The organism is Kitasatospora sp. NPDC058063, assembly GCF_042885395.1.
Taxonomy (GTDB): domain Bacteria; phylum Actinomycetota; class Actinomycetes; order Streptomycetales; family Streptomycetaceae; genus Kitasatospora; species Kitasatospora lactacystinica.
This window is the reverse complement of sequence record NZ_JBHVSD010000004.1, coordinates 436,843-456,197: the sequence shown is the minus strand read 5'-3', so window position 1 is coordinate 456,197 and position 19,355 is coordinate 436,843. Positions and strand designations below refer to the sequence as shown.

Annotated in this window: 14 protein-coding genes; 7 read left to right on the top strand and 7 right to left on the bottom strand. The window is 73.1% G+C overall.

The genetic code is table 11. From position 1 onward, the window contains the following. Positions 1-140: 140 nt before the first annotated feature. The 4 genes from ACFVUY_RS09860 (at position 141) to ACFVUY_RS09845 (ending at position 5,729) form a co-directional block, all read left to right on the top strand. Positions 141-1,223, top strand: a complete 1,083-nt coding sequence (locus ACFVUY_RS09860; protein WP_387728707.1) for a class I SAM-dependent methyltransferase — start codon at positions 141-143, stop codon at positions 1,221-1,223. 201 nt (positions 1,224-1,424) lie between these two features. After that, entirely contained in the window at positions 1,425-2,297 is an 873-nt protein-coding gene (locus ACFVUY_RS09855) for a sulfurtransferase (RefSeq protein WP_380544564.1), read from the top strand. A 187-nt stretch (positions 2,298-2,484) separates the two neighbouring features. Then, entirely contained in the window at positions 2,485-4,023 is a 1,539-nt protein-coding gene (locus ACFVUY_RS09850) for a M1 family metallopeptidase (protein ID WP_387728705.1), read from the top strand. A gap of 164 nt (positions 4,024-4,187) precedes the next feature. Continuing rightward, a complete protein-coding gene (locus ACFVUY_RS09845) occupies positions 4,188-5,729 on the top strand; it encodes a M1 family metallopeptidase (RefSeq protein WP_387728703.1) in 1,542 nt (513 codons plus the stop codon). 66 nt (positions 5,730-5,795) lie between these two features. On the opposite strand, the gene ACFVUY_RS09840 is transcribed toward ACFVUY_RS09845, so the two are convergent. From ACFVUY_RS09840 to ACFVUY_RS09830, 3 genes are all read right to left on the bottom strand, one after another. Next, on the bottom strand, positions 5,796-6,605 hold the full coding sequence (locus ACFVUY_RS09840) for an aminoglycoside N(3)-acetyltransferase (RefSeq protein WP_387728700.1): 810 nt from the start codon (positions 6,603-6,605) through the stop codon (positions 5,796-5,798). A gap of 157 nt (positions 6,606-6,762) precedes the next feature. Then, on the bottom strand, positions 6,763-7,866 hold the full coding sequence (locus ACFVUY_RS09835) for an alkene reductase (protein WP_387728698.1): 1,104 nt from the start codon (positions 7,864-7,866) through the stop codon (positions 6,763-6,765). Between the two features lie 34 nt (positions 7,867-7,900). Next, positions 7,901-9,232, bottom strand: coding sequence for a condensation domain-containing protein (locus ACFVUY_RS09830; RefSeq protein WP_387728695.1), 1,332 nt, complete (start codon positions 9,230-9,232; stop codon positions 7,901-7,903). Between the two features lie 279 nt (positions 9,233-9,511). On the opposite strand from ACFVUY_RS09830, the gene ACFVUY_RS09825 reads away from it, so the two are divergent. The 3 genes from ACFVUY_RS09825 to ACFVUY_RS09815 all read left to right on the top strand — a co-directional run bounded on the left by ACFVUY_RS09825 (position 9,512) and on the right by ACFVUY_RS09815 (position 14,858). Next, positions 9,512-10,816: an MFS transporter gene (locus tag ACFVUY_RS09825; protein WP_387728693.1), complete on the top strand. Its 1,305-nt coding sequence runs from the start codon at positions 9,512-9,514 to the stop codon at positions 10,814-10,816. 157 nt (positions 10,817-10,973) lie between these two features. Then, the gene (locus tag ACFVUY_RS09820; protein WP_387728691.1) at positions 10,974-12,089 is read left to right on the top strand and encodes an oxygenase MpaB family protein; all 1,116 of its coding nucleotides are present in this window, start codon (positions 10,974-10,976) and stop codon (positions 12,087-12,089) included. 282 nt (positions 12,090-12,371) lie between these two features. Then, the gene (locus ACFVUY_RS09815) at positions 12,372-14,858 is read left to right on the top strand and encodes a penicillin acylase family protein (RefSeq protein WP_387728689.1); all 2,487 of its coding nucleotides are present in this window, start codon (positions 12,372-12,374) and stop codon (positions 14,856-14,858) included. Positions 14,859-15,001: 143 nt separating this feature from the next. Here ACFVUY_RS09815 and ACFVUY_RS09810 read toward each other — a convergent pair whose 3' ends face one another. The 4 genes from ACFVUY_RS09810 to ACFVUY_RS09795 all read right to left on the bottom strand — a co-directional run bounded on the left by ACFVUY_RS09810 (position 15,002) and on the right by ACFVUY_RS09795 (position 19,144). Beyond that, positions 15,002-16,006: a helix-turn-helix domain-containing protein gene (locus ACFVUY_RS09810; protein WP_387686782.1), complete on the bottom strand. Its 1,005-nt coding sequence runs from the start codon at positions 16,004-16,006 to the stop codon at positions 15,002-15,004. Positions 16,007-16,168: 162 nt separating this feature from the next. Next, the gene (locus tag ACFVUY_RS09805; RefSeq protein ID WP_387728687.1) at positions 16,169-16,987 is read right to left on the bottom strand and encodes a carbohydrate ABC transporter permease; all 819 of its coding nucleotides are present in this window, start codon (positions 16,985-16,987) and stop codon (positions 16,169-16,171) included. Then, positions 16,984-17,922 carry a carbohydrate ABC transporter permease gene (locus tag ACFVUY_RS09800; RefSeq protein WP_387686777.1) on the bottom strand — a complete coding sequence of 313 codons (939 nt, stop codon included), beginning with the start codon at positions 17,920-17,922 and terminating at the stop codon, positions 16,984-16,986. Before ACFVUY_RS09800 ends, ACFVUY_RS09805 begins: the two co-directional genes overlap by 4 nt. Then, a complete protein-coding gene (locus tag ACFVUY_RS09795; RefSeq protein WP_387728685.1) occupies positions 17,894-19,144 on the bottom strand; it encodes an ABC transporter substrate-binding protein in 1,251 nt (416 codons plus the stop codon). Before ACFVUY_RS09795 ends, ACFVUY_RS09800 begins: the two co-directional genes overlap by 29 nt. Positions 19,145-19,355: the final 211 nt, after the last annotated feature.

Here is a 19,355-nt window from a genome sequence, read left to right as displayed (position 1 = left end):
TCCGAACGGTCCGGCGCCGCGTCGGGAGCCGCCGGACCATCCGCCGAACGGCCCCACGGCCCGTGCTGTGGGGCCGTTCGGGTGAGCGGCGTAGCGTGACTGACGAGGGGGGTGCCGGCCCGGCCGCGGAGGAGCAAGTCATGTCCGTACGGGAACCGGACGCGGTGAGACAGGAGGCCTTCGGCGGGCGCGTGCTGCAGGTCCTCAACGACGCCTGCCTGGGCCTGATGGTCAGCATCGGCCACCAGACCGGGCTGTTCGACCTGATGGCCGGACTCGCCCCCTCGACCGGCGAGGAGATCGCCCGGGCCGCCGGACTGAACGAGCGCTACGTGCGCGAGTGGCTCGGCTGCATGGTCGTCGCCGGCTTCGTGGAGTACGACCCGCAGGAGCGCGCCTACGTGCTGCCGCCCGAGCACGCGGCGTCACTGACCAGGGCGGCCGGGCCGGACAACCTGGCCGGGATGATGCCCTTCCTCGCGATGATGGGCGAGGTCGAACAGGAGCTGCTCGGGCACTTCCGCACCGGCGGCGGCATGCCGTACTCGGCGTACCCGCGCTTCCAGCGGCTCCAGGCCGAGGAGAGCGCCCGGGTGTACGACCTGGCGCTGGTGGACGCGATCGTGCCGCTGGCGGACGGGCTGACCGAGCGGCTGCGCGCCGGGATCGACGTGGTGGACGTCGGCACCGGGCAGGGGCACGCCGTCACGGTGCTCGCCCGGGCCTTCCCGGAGAGCCGGTTCACCGGCATCGACATCTCCGCCGAGGGGATCGCCGCCGCCCGCGCGGCGGCGGCCGAACTGGGCCTGCGCAACGCCCGGTTCGAGGTCGCCGACTCGGCCGGGCTGACCGGGGAGTACGACCTGGTCACCGCCTTCGACGTGATCCACGACCTGGCCCGCCCGACCCGCACGCTGGCCGCCGTCGCGGGCGCGCTGCGGCCCGACGGCGTCTTCCTGATGGGCGACATCGCCGCCAGCAGCGAGCTGGCGGAGAACATCGACCACCCGCTGGCGCCCGCGCTCTACACCTTCTCGACCTTCTACTGCATGACGGTCTCGCTCGGTGAGGGCGGGGAGGGCCTCGGGACGGTCTGGGGCGAGCAGACGGCCCGGCGGATGCTGGCGGTGGCCGGGTTCCGCTCGGTCGAGGCGAAGCGGGTCGAGGGGGACGTGCTGAACCTGTACTACGTGGCGCGGCTCGGCGGCGCGGCGCAGGGCTGACGGCGCACGGGCGGGCCTCCCGGGCGGGGGTGCCCGGGAAGATCTCCCGGCCGGGGTGGCCGGGGCCGGCCGGGCGGCGTAGGTTCGAACTGTCCGGCCCGGTCGCCGGCGCCTCGCCGTGCCCGTACGCCCTGCCGTCCTCGTGCGGCCCACCGTGCCCCGTCGGGCGCAGCGACCTGGGCAGAGCGAAGGAGGCCTGGGATGACCGGCAACGGCTACGCGCACCCCGAGGCGTTGGTCCGCACCGAATGGCTGGCCCACCACCTGGACGACGGGACGATCCGGGTCGTCGAGGTGGACGAGGACACCGAGGCCTACGACCGGGACCACATCCCCGGCGCGGTCGGCTGGAACTGGACCACCGACCTGCACAGCCAGGTCGGCCGGGACTACGTCGACCGCGACGGCGTCCAGCACCTGCTGCGGGCGGCCGGGGTCGAGGACGACACCACCGTGGTGCTCTACGGCGGCAACAACAACTGGTTCGCCGCCTACGCCTACTGGCTGCTGCGGCTGCGCGGCTACGGGCCGGTGCGGCTGCTGGACGGCGGGCGCAAGAAGTGGGAGCTGGAGGGGCGGGAGCTCACCCCCGAGGTGATGGACTACCAGCACACCGGCTACCGGATCGGCGGGCCCGAACGGCCGGAGCTGCGGGCGCTGCGGGACGAGGTCCTGGCCAAGGCGGAGGTGTTCGCCAAGCCCGGGGCGGACGCGGTGCTGGTGGACGTCCGCTCGCCGGCCGAGTTCCGGGGCGAGCTGATCGCACCCCCGCACCTTCCGCAGGAGCAGGCGCAGGTGCCCGGGCACATCCCGGGCGCGGTCAACGTCCCCTGGTCGCAGGCGGCCAACGACGACGGGTCGTTCCGCTCGGCGGAGGAGCTGCGGGAGCTGTACGCGGGGAAGGGCGTGGAAGCGGAGCGCGAGGTGATTGCGTACTGCCGGATCGGCGAGCGCTCCGCGCACACCTGGTTCGCGCTCACCGAGCTGCTCGGGTACCCGCACGTGAAGAACTACGACGGCTCGTGGACGGAGTACGGCTCGCTGGTGCGGGCGCCGGTGACGCTCGGATCGTGAGTGGCGGGTGGGGCGGGGGCGATGGGTGGGGCCCGCGGGACGGTGTGACGGCTTCGCGGCAGCGCTGCGAAGCCGTCATGTCGGCGGGTTTCTTTTCATGAACATCTCACAATTTGGGAGTGGACGGGGCGCACCCGGGACAAGGATCGATCCAACCCCATCGTTCCGGTGATCCCTGGAGGACCACGTGCGCAAGAGGCTGATCGTCTCTGCTGCCAGTGCCCTGAGCCTGTTCCTGGCCGTTCCCGCCTCGGCTTCCGACTTCCAACCCGGCGCGGCCGGGGTCGGCGACCCGTACTACCCGACCTACGGCAACGGCGGCTACCGCGTCTCCCACTACGACATCCGGCTGAAGTACCAGCCCGCCACCGACGAACTGGAGGGCACCACGACCATCCTCGCCACGGCGACCCAGGACCTCTCCCGGTTCAACCTCGACTTCGCGCTGAACGTCTCCGAGGTCCGGGTCAACGGAAGGCCCGCGGCCTTCGCCACCAGTGGTGAGCAGGAGCTGGAGATCACCCCCGCCCGGCCGCTGGCCAAGGGTGCCCAGGCCACCGTGGTGGTGCGCTACAAGGGCGTGCCCTCCAGCGTGAAGCGGTACGGCTTCACCAGCTGGCACCGCACGCCGGACGGCGGGATCGCGGCGAACGAGCCCGAGGCGGCCTGGTGGTGGTTCCCGAGCAACGACCACCCGAGCGACAAGGCCACCTACGACGTCTCGGTCCTCGTGCCGGACGGCACCCAGGCGATCAGCAACGGCGTGCTGACCGGCACCAGCTCCCAGGCGGGCTGGACCCGGTACAGCTGGCGCGAGAACAAGCCGCAGGCGACGTACCTGGCCACGCTGGCGATCGGCAAGTTCGACGTCACCCGGGACACCACGGCGAGCGGGCTGCCGGTCTACAACGCGTACAGCAAGGACCTCGGGGAGAACGCCGACGCGGCCCGGGCGAGCGTCGAGCGCACCGGCGAACTGGTGGACTGGCTGAGCGGCTACTTCGGCGAGTACCCGTTCAGCTCCGTCGGCGGCTACGTCCCCAATGTGCCGACCGGCTACGCCCTGGAGACCCAGACCCGGATCTTCTACAGCCCCCGGCAGTTCGCCAAGGGCTCCAACACCTCCGTGGTCGTGCACGAGCTGGCCCACCAGTGGTACGGCGACAGCGTCTCGCTCTCCCGCTGGAGCGACATCTGGCTGAACGAGGGCTTCGCCCGGTACGCGCAGTTCCTCTGGTCGGAGCACGAGAACGAGGGCACCGCGCAGGAACTGGCCGACTACGTCTACGCCTCGCACCCGGCCGACGACCCGTTCTGGAAGATCAAGCCGGGCGACCCGGGCCCGGACGACCAGTTCTCCGGTGCGGTCTACGAGCGAGGTGCGGTGGCCGTCCAGGCGCTGCGCAACGCCGTCGGGGACGAGAAGTTCTTCCGCATCCTCAAGGGCTGGCCCACCGAGCGCCGCTACGGCAACGCCACCATTCCGGAGTTCCAGGCCTACGCCGAGAAGGTCTCCGGGAAGAAGCTCGGCGACGTGCTGAACACCTGGCTGTTCACCCCGAGCAAGCCCGCCGTCGGACCGGTGCCGCCGGGCACCGCTGCCGCTGCCTCGGCCTCCCTGGTGCCGGGCGCGGACGCAGCTTCGGGCGCGGGACAGTCCCCGGCCGAGCCGAAGTCCTGGAAGAAGATCAAGGAGACCAACTCGGTGCACGAAGCCCATAACTGACGACATGTCGGACCGGCCGATGTGACGGCTCCGCGGCACCGCTGCGGAGCCGTCACATCGGCGCGTTTCTTTTCATGAAGATCTCACGATCGGGGAGTGGGCGAGGGGTTGACGGGAGAAGGATCGATTCGACCCTGTCGTTCCGGTGATCCCTGGAGGACCATGTGCGCAAGAGGCTGATCGTCTCCGCCGCCAGTGCCCTGAGCCTGTTCCTGGCCGTTCCCGCTTCCGCCGCCGACTTCCAACCCGGCGCGGACGGGCTCGGGGACCCGTACTACCCGACCCTCGGCAACGGCGGGTACAGCGTGTCGCACTACGACATCCGGCTGAAGTACCAGCCCGCCACCGACGAGCTGGAGGGCACCACCACGATCCTGGCCACGGCGACCCAGGACCTCTCCCGGTTCAACCTCGACTTCGCGCTGAACGTCTCCGAGGTCCGGGTCAACGGGCGGCCCGCGACCTTCGCCACCAGTGGCGATCAGGAGCTGGAGATCACCCCCGCCCGGCCGCTGGCCAAGGGTGCCCAGGCCACCGTGGTGGTGCGCTACAAGGATGTGCCGTCCACCGTGGAGAAGTACGGCGGCTACACCGCCTGGCGCCGTACCCCGGACGGTGCGGTGGTGGCCGGCGAGCCCGTGTCGGCCGGCTGGTGGTTCCCGAGCAATGACCACCCGAGCGACAAGGCGACCTTCGACGTCTCGGTGCTGGTGCCGGACGGCAACCAGGTGATCAGCAACGGCGTGCTGACCGGCACCAGCTCGCAGGCGGGCTGGACCCGGTACAGCTGGCGGGAGAACAAGCCGCAGGCGACCTATCTGGCCACGCTGGCGATCGGCAAGTTCGACGTCACCCGGGACACCACGGCGAGCGGCCTGCCGGTCTACAACGCGTACAGCAAGGATCTGGGTGACAACGCCGCCGCGGCGCGGGCGAGTATCGAGCGCACCGGCGAGCTGGTGGACTGGCTGAGCGGCTACTTCGGCGAGTACCCGTTCAGCTCCGTCGGCGGCTACGTCGCCAACACCCCGTCCAGCGGCGCCCTGGAGACCCAGACCCGGGTCTCCTACGGCCCCGGGCTGTTCGCCAGGGGCACCAATACGTCGGTGGTCGTGCACGAGCTGGCCCACCAGTGGTACGGCGACAGCGTCTCGCTCTCCCGCTGGTCCGACATCTGGCTGAACGAGGGCTTCGCCGAGTATTCGCAGTTCCTCTGGTCGGAGCACGAGAACGAGGGCACCGCGCAGGAACTGGCCGACTACATCTACGCCTCACGCCCGGCCGACGACCCGTTCTGGACCGTCAAGCCGGGCGACCCGGGTGAGGAGAACCAGTTCTCCCTCGCGGTGTACTACCGCGGCGCGCTGGCCATCCAGGCGCTGCGCAACGCCGTCGGGGACGAGAAGTTCTTCCAGATCCTGAAGGGCTGGCCCACCGAGCGCCGCTACGGCAACGCCACCATCCCGGAGTTCCAGGCCTACGCCGAGAAGGTCTCCGGGAAGAAGCTCGGGGACCTGCTGAACACCTGGCTGTTCACCCCGGGCAAGCCCGCCGTCGGCCCGGTGCCGCCGGGCGCCGCTGCCGCGGCCTCGGCCTCCCTGGCGCCGGGCGCGGACGCCGGCCGGGACGCGGGGCAGCCGCCGGCCGAGCCGAAGTCCTGGAAGAAGATCCAGGAGACCAGCTCGGTGCACGAGGGACGCCACTGACGGCAGGGCGGCACAGGAGGATCGGGTCGGCGGTTCCGCGCGCACGGCGGGGACCGTCGGCCCGGCCTATGCCGCTCGGGGGCCGTCGGCCGCCAGCAGTTCGGTGAGGCGGCGGACGGCGAAGGGTATGAGCTCGCGGACCGGGACCAGGCGGCAGGCCGCCTCGCCGACCAGCACCTCGCGGATGCCCGCCCGCTCCTCGAACTCCCGCCCCACGACCGGGAAGTGGGTGTCGTTGTCGTCCGCCACGTCCGGTGCCTCGATCCAGACCCGCTCGCCCTGGATCGCCATCGGGAAGCGGCGGAGCTTGAGCCGGCGGTTGGGCGCGAAGGTCTCCGCGTAGTGCAGGAAGGTGTTGCGGTTGTGGCCGACGCCGACCAGCAGCACGTACCCGCCGAGGTCGTGCAGTGCGCCGAAGGGCGACTCCCGGCCGACGGCGAAGCCGAGCGAGCGCCGGGCGGTGACCTCCCGGGCGTGTGCGCCCACGGCGGCGACCGAGACCTGCGGGTGGGTGCTGCGCAGGCTCTCCGGCAGGGTGCGCAGTGCCTCCGCCACCGCGCCCGTGGCGGAGGGCAGCCCGGAGTGGAACAGCGGTATGGCGGAACGGAGTTCGGCCACCTCGGGGTCGGGGGCGCCGCTGTGCCCGGGGGCCGGGTCACGGACGGTGTCGGAGGTGAAGGTGGGCGCGGCGACGGTGCCGCCGGGCCCGACCGCCTCGCGCAGGCTGGCCACCACGGCCGCCGCGCCGCCCTCGACCCGGCCGAGGCTGGAGAGCGAGGAGTGCACGATCAGCGCCATGCCCTCGCGGACGCCCGCCCGGTGCCAGCCCTCCACGAGGTCGGCGGTGGTGAGCGGGCCGGTGCCCGGTGTGGTCATGGTGCCCCCTGCGGTGCTGTTCGTGCTGGGATCGTTCGGGGCCGACCATAGCGGGTGGCACTGACAGTCGGTCAGGACGGGGGTGCCGTCGGTCGGTCCGCGGGCCGGAGCCCGGGTCGGAGCCCGGTCCGGATCGCGGGTCGGTGCGCGATCCGGCTCACGGCCGGGCGGCCGGTCGCAGGCGCGGGTAGTCGGTGTAGCCGGTGGCCTCCTGGCCGTAGAGGTGGGTGGGGTCGACGGGGGCGAGCGGGGCGTTCGCGGCGAACCGTTCCGGCAGATCGGGGTTGGCGATGAAGGCGCGGCCGTAGGAGACCAGGTCGGCCAGGCCGGCGGCGAGCACCGCCTCGCCGCGCTCGCGGTCGGTGGCGGCGCGGTTCTCGCCGACGTTGCCGATCAGCGGGCCGGACCAGCGCGGTCGCAGGTCGGCCAGGGCCGGGTAGTCGTCGTTGTCGGTGAGGTGGAGGTAGGCCAGGCCGAGGGCGTCGAGTTCGCCGAGCAGCGCGCGGTAGACCGGCGCGGGGTCGGCCTCGTGCATGCCGAACTGCGGGTTGCCGGGGGACAGTCGCAGGCCGAGGCGGTCGGGGCCGACGGCCTCGGCGACGGCGGTGACCAGCTCGATCGGGAAGCGCAGCCGGTCGGCGAGGGTGCGCGGGCCGTACTCGTCGGTGCGCAGGTTGGTGTTGTCGGCCAGGAACTGGTGGATCAGGTAGGAGTTGGCGCCGTGGAGTTCGACGGCGTCGAAGCCGGCGTCGAGGGCCAGGCGGGCGGAGCCGACGTGGTCGGCGACGGTGCGGTGGATCTCCTCGTGGGTCATGGCACGCGGGGTGACGGCCTCGGCCTTGTCGCCGTCCTTGACGTGCACCGGGCCCGGGGCGGGGACGGCGGAGGGGCCGGCCGGGACGTCGCCGAGCAGCCGGTTGAGCGGGTGGCCCTGGCGTCCGCCGTGCATCAGCTGGGCGACGATCCGGCCGCCGGCGGCGTGCACGGCCCCGGTCACCGCGCGCCAGCCGGCCACGTGCGCGGGCGTCTCCAGGCCGGGCAGGCGCCAGCCGGACTGGCCCTGCCGGCTGGGCCAGATGCCCTCGGTGACGATCAGGCCGGCGCTCGCGCGCTGGGCGTAGTGCTCGGCGACGACGGGCAGGGGCGTACCGTCCTCGGCGGCCCGGTACCGCGTCATCGGGGCCATGACGACGCGGTTCGGCAGGTCGAGCCGGCCGAGGCGGTACGGGGTGAGCAGGGTGGCGGTGGCGGTGGTGGTCATGCCGGTACGGTAGAACCTGACATCAGTGTCAGGTTCAAGCGCGCTCGGCGGCCTCGGTGAGGATCAACTCCTCGATGCCGTAGAGGAACCGCTCCATCGCGGCGCGCGGGAGCAGGGACGGGTCCGCCGTCATGGCCAGGCTCAGTGCCTCGGCGGACCGCAGGGCGTCCAGGGCGTAGGTCAGGCCGGGGCGCGGTTCGAACTCCACCGGCCAGGTGAGCGTGGTCCGGTCCTCGCCGGGGTCGGCCGCCACCGGGAGGAGCTCCCGGGTGTCGTTGAACACGCAGGAGCGGTCCGCGAGTCGGACGCCCTCGGCGGTCAGTCGCGCGACCTCGGCGTCCAGGGCCGACCTGTCGTAGTACGCGTGCCGGTAGGTGCCGATCGCCGCGGCGTGCGTCCGGCGCACCACCTCGCCGAACTCGGCCGTGGCGTCCGGAAGATGGAACAGGCCGTCGCCCGCGACCACGCTCACCGCGTCGGCCAGTTCGGGCAGGAAGCGGTTGTTGACCACGACGTTCAGCACGGCCTCGGTCGAGCCGGCGAGCCGGGCGGTCATCGCCGCCGTCGCGGCGAGCAGCACCGAGCCCGTGCTGACCCGGTGCCCGGCCGCCACCCGCTCGACGGCCCGGGGCAGGGCGGGGGAGCGGAGCACCGCGTTCGGGAACCGGGCGGGCTGCTCGGCGGCCGGCGGGAAGAGCCGGGCCGGGCCCAGTCGGAGCTTGCGCACGAACTGCTTGCGGGCCGCCGCGTCGCGCCGCAGGCCCCGGTCGGAGGTCTGGAACTCGGCCTCCTCCAGCGGCTGTCGGGTGGATCGGCGCAGCTCGGCCAGCTCCTCGGGCGAGCCGCCGAGGCAGAGCGCGGCCAGGTCGGCGACCAGCCGGCTCATTCCGGAGCCGTCCACCGCGGTGTGCGAGAGCACCAGGCTGACGTGCCGGACCAGCCCGGCCGCCGTCACCGCGCCGATCCGCAGCGGCCACTGGACGGCGGTGTCGAAGGCCTGGGCCGCCAGTTCCTCGTGTAGTCGGGCGCCCGGCCCGGCCGGATCCTGGCCTTCCCCGGCGGTCAGCAGGTGGACGGTCAGGGTGCCTTCGCCGTCCACGGTCTGGCGGAGGTCGCCGGTCTCGTCCGGGAGCAGGCGGGTGTGCAGCGAGTCGTGCAGGTGCAGCAGCTGTTCCAGCGCGGTCAGCAGGACCGGCAGCGGCAGCCCCGGGTCCAGCGGCGCCGCGGTGGCGATGTTGTAGCGCGGCGCATCGGCCGGCGGCAGCTGTCGTACGGCGTCCCAGATGGCCCGTTGGCCCCAGGTGGCCGGGCCGGATCCGGTCCGGCCGGACGAGAAGGGGATCTCCAGCAGTTGACGAGTGGTCACCGATCGGCTCTCCGTGGTGCGGTGGTCGTTGAGTCGTGCCGGTGCGTTGGGAGCGCGGGTGCTGCTGGGGAGAGTGTGGCGCACCGCCCGCCGCGCGTCGAGGGCTGCGCCGGTGGTGCCGGTCGAGTGCGCGGGTCCGTCGGGGCGGGTCGGGTGGCGCCTGCCCGCCCGTCGCCACCGGCGGCCCAGGGGTTCAAAGGTCTCTTGATGTGAAGTATCTTGATGTCGAGATTGATGTCGATCACGCGACGGGGGACCTCCATGCGGGGAAACGGACTGATGGCGCAGCTGCGGCGGCCGCCGGGCGGGCGGGACGCGCGGATCATGCTGCTGGCGCAGTGCGTCGACCGGACCGGCACGGGGGTGTGGGCGGCGGCCTCGGTGCTGTACTTCACCTATGCGTGCGGGATGGACGCGCGGCAGCTGGGGCTGCTGCTCGGGGTGGGGGCGGTGGCGGGGATCGCCGGGTCCCCGCTGGCCGGGCGGGCGGCCGAACGGTTCTCGGTGCGGTGGCTGCTGATCGGCTGCCACCTGCTGCGGCTGGGGGCGATGGGACTGCTCCTGGTGGTCGACGACTTCGGCGCGCTGCTGCCCGTGGTGGCCCTGATCTGCCTGGCCGAGCGGGCCGCCAAGACGCTGGAGATGCTGTTCGCGACCCGGGTGGCGGGCGAGCGGCGGGCCACCTACCAGGCGCTGTTCCGCAGTGTGGCCAACGCCGGGTACGCGCTCGGCGCGGGCGTCGCCGCGATCGGACTGGCGGTGGGGACCGCGGACGCCTACCGGGTGCTGATCGCGGCCAACGGGCTGTCCTACCTGCTGGCCGCCGTACTGGTCCGGCGTACCCGGGAGCCGTCCGGGCGCGGCCTGGTCGCGGCGAAGGCCGGCGACCGGCCCGGCGGCGAGCCCGCCGGGACGCCGTCCGCCGCGCCGAGCCCCTGGCGCGACCGCGGCTACCTGCGCTTCGTCCTGCTGGACATGCCGCTGAACCTGGACGACTCGATCCTCAACGTCGGGCTGCCGCTCTGGCTGGTCCACCGCACCGGCGCGCCGCACGCCGTCGTCCCGGTCTTCCTGGTGCTCAACACGGTGCTCGTGGTGCTGCTGCAACTGCGGGTCTCGGCCTGGGCGGAGGGCGCGCTCGGGGCGGCCGCCGCGCTGCGCCGGTACGGGGTGACGGTGCTGGGCGGCTGCCTGCTGATCGTGCTCGCCACCGGCGCCGGGCCGGTCGTGGCCTCGGTCGCGCTGCTGGGCGCGGCGGTCCTGATCACCCTGGCGGAGCTGCTGCGCTCGGTGAGCTCCTGGGAGCTGGCGGTGGTGCTGGCCCCGCCGGGCGCCCGGGCCTCGTACCTGGGGGTCGCCGGGATGTCCCAGTCGGTGCAGAAGTCGGTGGGGCCGCTGCTGCTGACCGGAGTGGTGATGGCGGCCGGGCCGCTCGGCTGGCTCGGTCTCGGCGCGGCCACCGTCGGTCTCGGCGCGCTCCAGCGCCGGGCCGGCCTGCGGCGGCTGGCGACGCTGGGCGGGGCGGCCGACGGCACCGTGGTCGAGCCGGCGCGGCCCGCCCCGGCGTCGGCCACGGTGGGCTGAGCCGATCCGAGGCCCGCGCCGATCCGAGGCCCGCGCCGGCCCGTGGAGCGGGCGGCCCGGGCGCGGTCGGCGCGCCCTCGTTCGGGTGAGGTTGCCGGGTCGGCCCGGAGCGCGCTGATGCGTATACGGATCGCTTGTCGGCTCGACGGAGGACCACATGGCCGCCAATGGCCGGACGGACGACCTGCTCGACCGGATGCGCAGCACCGGGGACCCGCTCGGGGACGCCGCCATCGCCGAGACCTACGCGCTGGGCCGGCAGGAGGAGGTGCGGCAGACACTGCTCGGCTTCGGCCGGAACAGCGACGCCGTCCCCGCGGGCCTGCCGCCCGGGCTCCAGCGGTACTTCGAGGAGACCGCGGTCCTGCCCTCCTGGGCGGACCGGGAGCAGATGGAGCGCGGCCACCGGCTGCTCGGCCGCTACCAGCCGCTCATCGCCGCGATCCTGCTCTGCGGCTCGCTCCCGCTCTGCTACACCTGCGGCAACGGGGCCGAGGTGCTGGTCCGTTCGCAGCGCCTCACCTCCGGGGTGTACCGGCGGCTGGCGGAGACCTCGCAGTTCGTCGTCGACGTCCTCGACGACGACGGCCTGGGGCCGAGCGGCCACGGGCTCCGCTCGGCGCAGAAGGTCCGGCTGCTGCACGCCACCATGCGCTACCACGTGTCCCAGCTGGGCGACTGGGACGCCGCCGCGCTGGGGGTGCCGGTCAACCAGGAGGACCTGGCCGGCACCCTGTTGAGCTTCTCGGTACTGATCCCGCAGGGCCTGGGCGAGCTGGGCGTCGAGCTGCCGCCCGAGGACCGGGACGCCTACTTCCACATCTGGCGGGTGGTCGGCCACGTCCTGGGCGTCCACGAGCAGCTGAACCCGGCCAAGTTCGGCGACGGCGAGGCCCTGAAGGACACCATCGTCCGCCGGCAGCAGCGGCCCTCGGAGGCCGGGACGGTACTGACGAAGGGCGTGCTGGACTTCATCAAGGAGGTGCTGCCGGTCCCGCCGGGGGCGGGCCCCACGCTGATCCGGCACCTGATCGGGGACAGGTCCGCCGATGTCGTCGAGGTGCCCCCGGCGGACAGCCTCGCCCGGCTGGGGCTGAGCGCCGCCGCCCTGCCCTCCTTCGGGTACGGCAAGACCGGCGACACCCTGCCGCCGCTCGCCGAACTGGCGAGCCGGCTGGGGCTGCTGGTCTTCAAGGAGGGGCTGCTGCTGACCAACAAGGGCCGGCGCCGGGAGTGGCAGGTGCCCACCGGGCTGACCGACTCCTCGGCCTGACCCGTCCGCCGTCCGTCGCCTGCTGCTTGCCGCCCGCGGTCGGTCGCCCGCCCGCGTCCTCCGGGCGAGCGACCGGGCCGGGCGGCCGGGCTCCGCCGGAGCGCCGGACCCTGATGATCCACGGACCGCATCGTCCGACCGTAGAGGTGGTGCGGGCAAGGACCGTCCCCTAGCCGAGACGTACACGGATCAGCCGGGCGGCCGAGGAAGGTTCGTCCCGAGGGGGGATGACCGGTCGGGCACCACGGCGTCAGCGTGGGGCCCATGACGGGAACGGAAGACATGAGAGAGCGTCAGTTCAGCGCGATCCGAAGGCGTTTCACCCCGGCGGCCGTGGCGGTCGGACTGACGTCCGCGCTGCTGGCGGCCCTGGTGCCCACCGCGGCCCGGGCCGCGGACGGCGACCCCGGGGCCGGCCGGGACCTCGACCGGGGCGGCTGGACCGCGAGGATCAGCCGGACCGAGTACGGCGTCCCGCACGTCGTCGCCCGCGACTTCGGTGGCCTCGGCTACGGCTACGGGTACGCCTTCGCCCAGGACAACCTGTGCCAGCTCGCCGACCAGGTGGTCACCGTGCGCGGCGAGCGCTCGCGCCACTTCGGCCCGGACGCCCGGTCCGTCGACCTGGTGACCAACCTGGTGAGCGACACCTACCAGCGGGGCGTGCTGGGCACCGGGACGGTGCGGCGGCTGCTGGCCGCCCCCGCCCCGCTCGGCCCGACCGACGAGGCGCGGCAGCTGGTGGACGGCTACGTCGCCGGGTACAACCGCTACCTGGGCGACACCGGAGCCGACCACCTCCCCGACCCGTCCTGCCGGGGGAAGGCCTGGGTCGGGCCGATCACCGCGGACGACCTGTGGAACATCCTCTACGAGGTCAACACCGAAGCGGGCAGCTCCGCCGCCAAGCAGCAGATCGCCACGGCCGTCCCGGGCGCCGGGACCGGACTCGCCCCCGGGGCGAGCACTGCGGGGGCGACCGCGGAGGGGGTGACCACCGAGGGGGTGACCACCGAGGGGGCGTCCGGAGCCGACGCGGTCCCGGCCCGGATCGCCGCTCCCGGCCGCTCCGCTGACAACCCCGAACTCGGCAGCAACGCCTGGGCGATCGGGCGCGACGCCAGCCGCAACGGCACCGGCCTGCTGCTGGCCAACCCCCACCTCCAGTGGGCCGGTTCGCAGCGCTTCTACCAGGCCCAGCTGACCATCCCCGGCGTCCTGGACGTCGCCGGCGCCGGACTGTACGGCATCCCGTTCCTCCAGATCGGCCACACCCGCGGCCTCGCCTGGAGCCACACCACCAGCTACGCGGACCACTACGCCCTCCACCGGCTCACGCTGGTGCCCGGCGACCCGACCGCGTACCTGGTGGACGGCAAGGTCGAACGGATGGCCCAGGAGGCCGTCAGGATCACCGTCCGGGCCGCCGACGGGACGCTCTCCACCGTCGACCGGACCGTCTACCGCTCCCGCCTCGGCTACGTCCTCTCCGAGGGCTGGACCGGGGAGTACGCCTACACCCTCGGCGACGCCAACGCCGAGAACCTCCGCTCCCTGAACCAGTGGCTGGCGATCGGCCGGGCCCAGAACCTCGACCAGCTGCGCCAGGCCCAGCGCACCTACCAGGGCCTCCCCTGGGTGTACACGACGGCCGTCGACTCCAGCGGCACCACCTGGTTCACCGACGCCTCCGCCGTCCCGCACCTCCCCGACGAGCAGCTCGGCCGCTGCCTGGCCGCGGTCACCGCCATCGGGCCGGTGCTGGACGGTTCGACCACCGCCTGCGATCCGGGCCGCGACCCGGACGCGCTCGTGCCCGGCGTCTTCGGCCCCGCCAACCACCCGGCACTGACCCGCACCGACTACGTCGCCAACGCCAACAACGGCCCGTACCTGACCAACGCGGACGCGCCGATCACCGGCCTGCCCACCGTCTACCGGGGCGCCTCCGAGCGGATGCTGCGCACCCAGCTCAGCCTGCGGATGATCGCCGACCGCAGGGCCGGCACCGACGGCCTCGGCGCCCCCGGCTTCACCCTCGGCTCGCTCCAGGCGACGATGTTCGGCAACCGGGTGCAGAGCGCCGAACTCGACCGCGACGACGCCGTGGCCCTGTGCCGCGCCCACCCGGAGATCGCCGCGTCCGACGGCACCCGGGTGGACGTGCGCCCGGCGTGCGGCGTGCTCGCGGCCTGGGACACGAGGGCCGACGCCGACAGCCGGGGCACCGTGCTCTGGCAGGCGTACCGGGACGCGCTGGCGAAGACCGGCACGACCGCCTGGCAGACGGTCCCGGCCGACCCGGCCCTGCCGCTGACCACCCCGCGCGGCATCGACGCCGCCAACCCCGTCGCCCAGCGCGCGCTGGCCGACGCGGTGAAGGACCTGGCGGGCCGCGGCCTGCCGGTGGACGCCCCGATCGGCCGCGTCCAGCGCTGGGCGGGTATCCCGCTGCACGGCTGCTCCCACCAGCTGGGCTGCTTCAACGTCGTCACGGCCGGGCCGGACTCGGGCGCCGGCGGCGGCACCTACCCGACGGACGTCCGCAGCGTCCCGCACGGCGCCACCTTCGTGATGGCGACCGAGCTGACCGACCGGGGCCCGCGCACCCGGACGCTGCTCACCTACGGCGAGTCGGCCGACCCGACGTCCTCCCGCTTCACCGACCAGACCCGCGCCTACGCCCGCAAGCAGTGGCTGACCGAGCGCTTCACCGAGGCCGAGATCCGCTCCGCCCCGGGCCTCACCGTCACCACCCTGCGACGCTGACCAGTTCCCGCCCGAGCTCGGGGCGGCCGTCGTCGCCATGACGGCGGCCGCCACCGGGCTCGACCTCCTCCCGGACGCAGGTCCTGTCCGGGACTTCCCTCGGGACGGTCAAGGACGTCTCTCACTTCTACGTCGGTGGGGCGTCACTCCGTCGGCCTGACGCCGACCTGCCAGTCCCGTGGTGACACGCCGTAGGCCTCGCGGAAGGCGCGGCTGAAGTGGCTGGAGTTGGCGAAGCCCCAGCGGCGGGCGATCCCCGCCACCCCGAGCTCCTCGGCCATCGGCCGCACGAGGTCCCGGCTGCAGCGCTCCAGCCGCTGGGTCCGGATCCAGGTGCCGAGGGTGACGCCCTCCTGCTGGAACAGCTTGTGGAGGAAGCGCACCGACATGAAGTTCGCCTCGGCGACGGCGGACGGCGACAGGTCCGGATCACGGAGGTTCCGCAGGATGTGCTCCTTGACCCGTTCCAAGGAGGCCGCGCTCTGCGGATTCTGCGGCCGGGTGCGCCCGCCCCGCTCGTCGACGAGCATCGCCAGCAGGTCGAGCGCCGTGGATGCCGCCCGGCGTCCGACGACGTGGTCCAGCCCCGCCGCCTGGCGCGCCAGCTGCGCGAGGTAGGTCGCCACCAGTGCGGAGCTGCCCCCGGTGCCGCTGAACGCCGTCGCGGTCAGCCCGCGCAGGTCCCGCTCCGGCACGTCCAGCTCCTCCCGGGGAAAGTGGAAGGAGGTGAGGACGAACCCCTCGTCGATCCGCTTCCGGAACACCCGGGACGAGTCGGTGACGGAGAATTCGCCGGGCCGGACGACCGTCTCCCGCCCGTCCTGTTCCTTGACCGCGGTGCCCCGCTCCTGGAGGCTCAGGATCAGGGTCGGAGGGTCGTCCGCGGCGATCATGCGCCTGCCGCGCGTCACCACCTGGGGTCCCGCCTGGATCCTCGAAATCCGTATCGGACCCAGCCGGTGGCTGACGATCGTTCCGGGCGACGGCACCTTCTCCAGGAGGTCCACCGCCATCGGCACGAAGGTGTGGGACACCGCTTCGTGCCAGGCCTCCGCCCGTGCGGCGGCGGACAGCGGGGCGGTGGAGAACGACGTGGTCGCGGTGGCACTGTCGCCGGAGGCGCCTCTCTCCCGAACGTCCGGCGCCATGGTTCCCCGCCTTCCCGACAGATGTGCCTTCCGGAACACCATGCCAGCGGGGGGCGCGGCGGAGCATCGCGTGAACCTACCAGATCCGGGAATCGGCACCGGGGCGGCGGACCGGTGGCCGTCCGCGGGCCGGTGACGGGCCGGGCCGGCCGCGGCCGCCGCTCACCTGAGGGCTCCGTCGGTGGCCGCGGTGGTGACGAAGCGCTGGGCGACGACGAGGAGGACGGCGGCCGGAACGGCGGCCAGGACCGTGGTGGCCATGACGGCGTTCCACTGGTTCGTGTGGGCGCCGATGTACTGGTAGACGCCCAGCGTGACCGGCCGGACCGTTCCCGTGGTGGTGAGCGTGAGGGCGAAGAGGAGGTCGCCCCAGGTGAACAGGAAGGTGAAGACGGCGGCCGTGATCAGCGCGTTCCTGCTCAGCGGGAGCACCACGGAGCGGAGGACGCGCAGCCGGCCGGCGCCGTCCAGCTGCGCGGCCTCGACGATCTCCCCGGGGATGCTCCGCATGGACGCGTGCAGGAGGACGATCGCGAAGGGGACGCCCGCGGTGGAGTCGGCGAGGATCAGCCCGAGGCAGGAGTTCAGGAGCCCCAGATCGGCGTAGGCGCCGTACAGCGCGTTGGCCATGACGATGCCCGGCACCGTCTGGGTGATCAGGATGCCGAGCAGCACGAGGTCGGTTCCGCGCAGCCGGAACCGGGCCAGGGCGTAGGCCGCCGGGGCGGCGAGCGCGAGGCTGAGCAGCACGCTGCCGAGGGCCACGACGAGGCTGGTGACGAGGTTGCGCCCCTGGTCGCGCAGCGCGGTGGCGTACCCGCCGAGGTCCGGACGGAGCGGGAACCACTCTCCTCGCAGGGTGTTGCCGGTCGGCTGGAGGGAGGCGTTCACCATCCAGTAGACGGGGAACAGCATCAGCGCGAGCAGGACGATCCCGACGACGGTGGACAGCGGGCCGCGTCGGCGCGGCGCGCGCCTCACGGGGCCGCCTCCCGGTCGTTCCTGGCGCGTCGCCCGGCGCGCAGGTAGGCGAGGGCGCACACGAGCGACAGGACGACGAGCAGGTTGCTCATCGCGGCGCCGCGCCCGAAGTCGAACTGCCGGAAGGACATTTCGTAGGACTGGGTGGCGAGGGTCTCCGTGGCGTTGGCCGGCCCGCCGCCCGTCACCACGAGGACGATGTCCAGCACCCTGAGCGTGTAGACCGCGTCCAGTACCAGGACGACGTTCACCACGGGCCGCAGCAGTGGCCAGGTGATGTGGCGGAACGACGCGAGCGGTCCGGCGCCGTCCAGCTCCGCCGCTTCGTACAGGTGGGTGGGGATGTCCCGCAGACCGCCGTACAGGATCGCGGTGTTGAAGGGGATGCCGACCCAGGTGTTGACGAGGACCACCGATACCAGCGCCTGTGAGCTGCCGGTGAGCCAGGGGACGCCGGACGACGAGAGGTGGAGGCCGCGCAGTGCGGCGTTGACGACTCCGGTGTCGGGGTCGAGCATCCACTTCCAGACGGTCGCGGAGACGACCAGCGGAAGCAGCCACGGCAGCAGCAGGAGCGCCCGCAGCACGTCGCCGAGCGGGAAGCCGCGCCGGAAGAACAGGGCGAGGGCCAGGCCGACGGCGAACTGCCCCAGGACCGAGCCGGCGGTGAACAGCAGCGTGGTCAGCAGGGTGCGGGGGAACTGGTCCGAGGAGAGGACCCCGGCGTAGTTCCGCAGCCCCGCGAACGGTGCGTCACCCGTGTAGAAGGTGGTGACCGTGTAGTGCTGGAAGCTCGTCACGAGGTTCTTGACGAGCGGGTAGCCGAAGAAGAGCGACAGGTACGCCGCGGCGGGCGCGATGAACAGCCACCGCGCCGTTCGCTCCCGCAGGCGCCCCGGGGCGGGGTCAGCCGGCGGTCGCGATCCGCTGCGCATGCCTGAGGGCCTCCTCCGGTGTCCGCTCACCCGTCAGCGCGGACTGGACCGCGGTGTAGATCCCCGTCGCCGCCTTCGGCCAGGCGGCGCCGAGCTCGCCGGTGCGCGAGCGTGCCGCCTCCACGCTCCTGGCGAACGCACCCATCGAGGGGACCTCCTCGGCGTACCGGGCGGCCACCGCGGTGCGCGAGGGCACGGTGAAGTGCTGCTCGGCCGTGGTGAGCATGTTGGCGGGGGTGTTCAGACAGGCGAGGACCTGGGCGGCCTTCTCCTGCCGGGCCCTGGAAGCGCCCTTCGGGACCGTCCACACCTCACCGCCGAGCGGGGTGACCGGGGTCTGCCCCAGCCGGGGGACGGGCACGGGGGCCACTCCCCAGTGCGGGTTCCCCTCCTGGTTCAGGGCCGGGATCCGCCATGGGCCGTTGATCATCATGGCCGTCCTCCCGGCGACGAACTGGTCGTGGACGTCGGCCTGCGTCCAGTTCAGCACGGACCTGGACATGGATCCGCTGTTCACCAGGTCGACCCAGAGCTGGAGCGCCTGCGCGGCCTGCGGGGTGTCCAACTGCCGTTCGTCACCGCCGTTGGACCACAGGAAGGGCAGGAACTGCCAGGTGCCCTCGAAGGTGGGGTTGGCGTCGACCGCCATCCCGTAGCGCCCGGGACGGGTCAACGCGGCCGCCGCCGCCTTCAGTTCGTCCCAGGTCCTCGGGACGGCGACGCCGGCCTCGGCGAGCATGTCCTCGTTGTAGAAGAGGGCGACGGTGCTGACGGCGGGGGCCAGCCCGTACACGGATCCCTGGTAGGTGCCCGCCGACAGGATGCCCTCGGAGAAGCCGCTGGAGTCGATGCCGTAGTCGTCCAGCGGGGTCAGCGCGCCGGTCCGGGCGATCTGCTGCAGGTCCGGGTTGTCGAGCATCAGCAGGTCGGGGAGGGTGCGCGAGGACGCCTGCTGCAGGACCTTGGGGACGAGGGACGCCCCCGGAACGCTGGTGTGCCGGACCTCCACCCCGGCGGCCCTGCCGCACTCGGTGAGCATCCCGCCCCACTGGGCGTGCTCGGGTTCGTCGGTGTAGTAGTCGAGTGCGGTGATGGAGGTCACCTCACCCCCGGCGGACCGGGAACCGGTCGGGTCACCGCACCCGGCGGCGGACACCAGGGCGAGGATCCCGGTCAGGAGCGCGGCGATCCGCCGCACCGACGAGCTGGCCGGTGGGATCATGCTGGTGCCTTTTGCCGGGTTACTGGGTGACGGGGCGACGGGGCGACCGGGGTCGGTCGTGCGAGGGGGCGGATTCCGGGGGCTTCGTAGCGGCCCGACCGGTCCCTTCCGTCCGAACGCATATTAAACACCCCCGGGAGTACCCGTCGTGTGCGCGGTGGCCTCCCGGACCATCGCCACCACGGCCTCGGGCCGCGACAGCACCACGGCG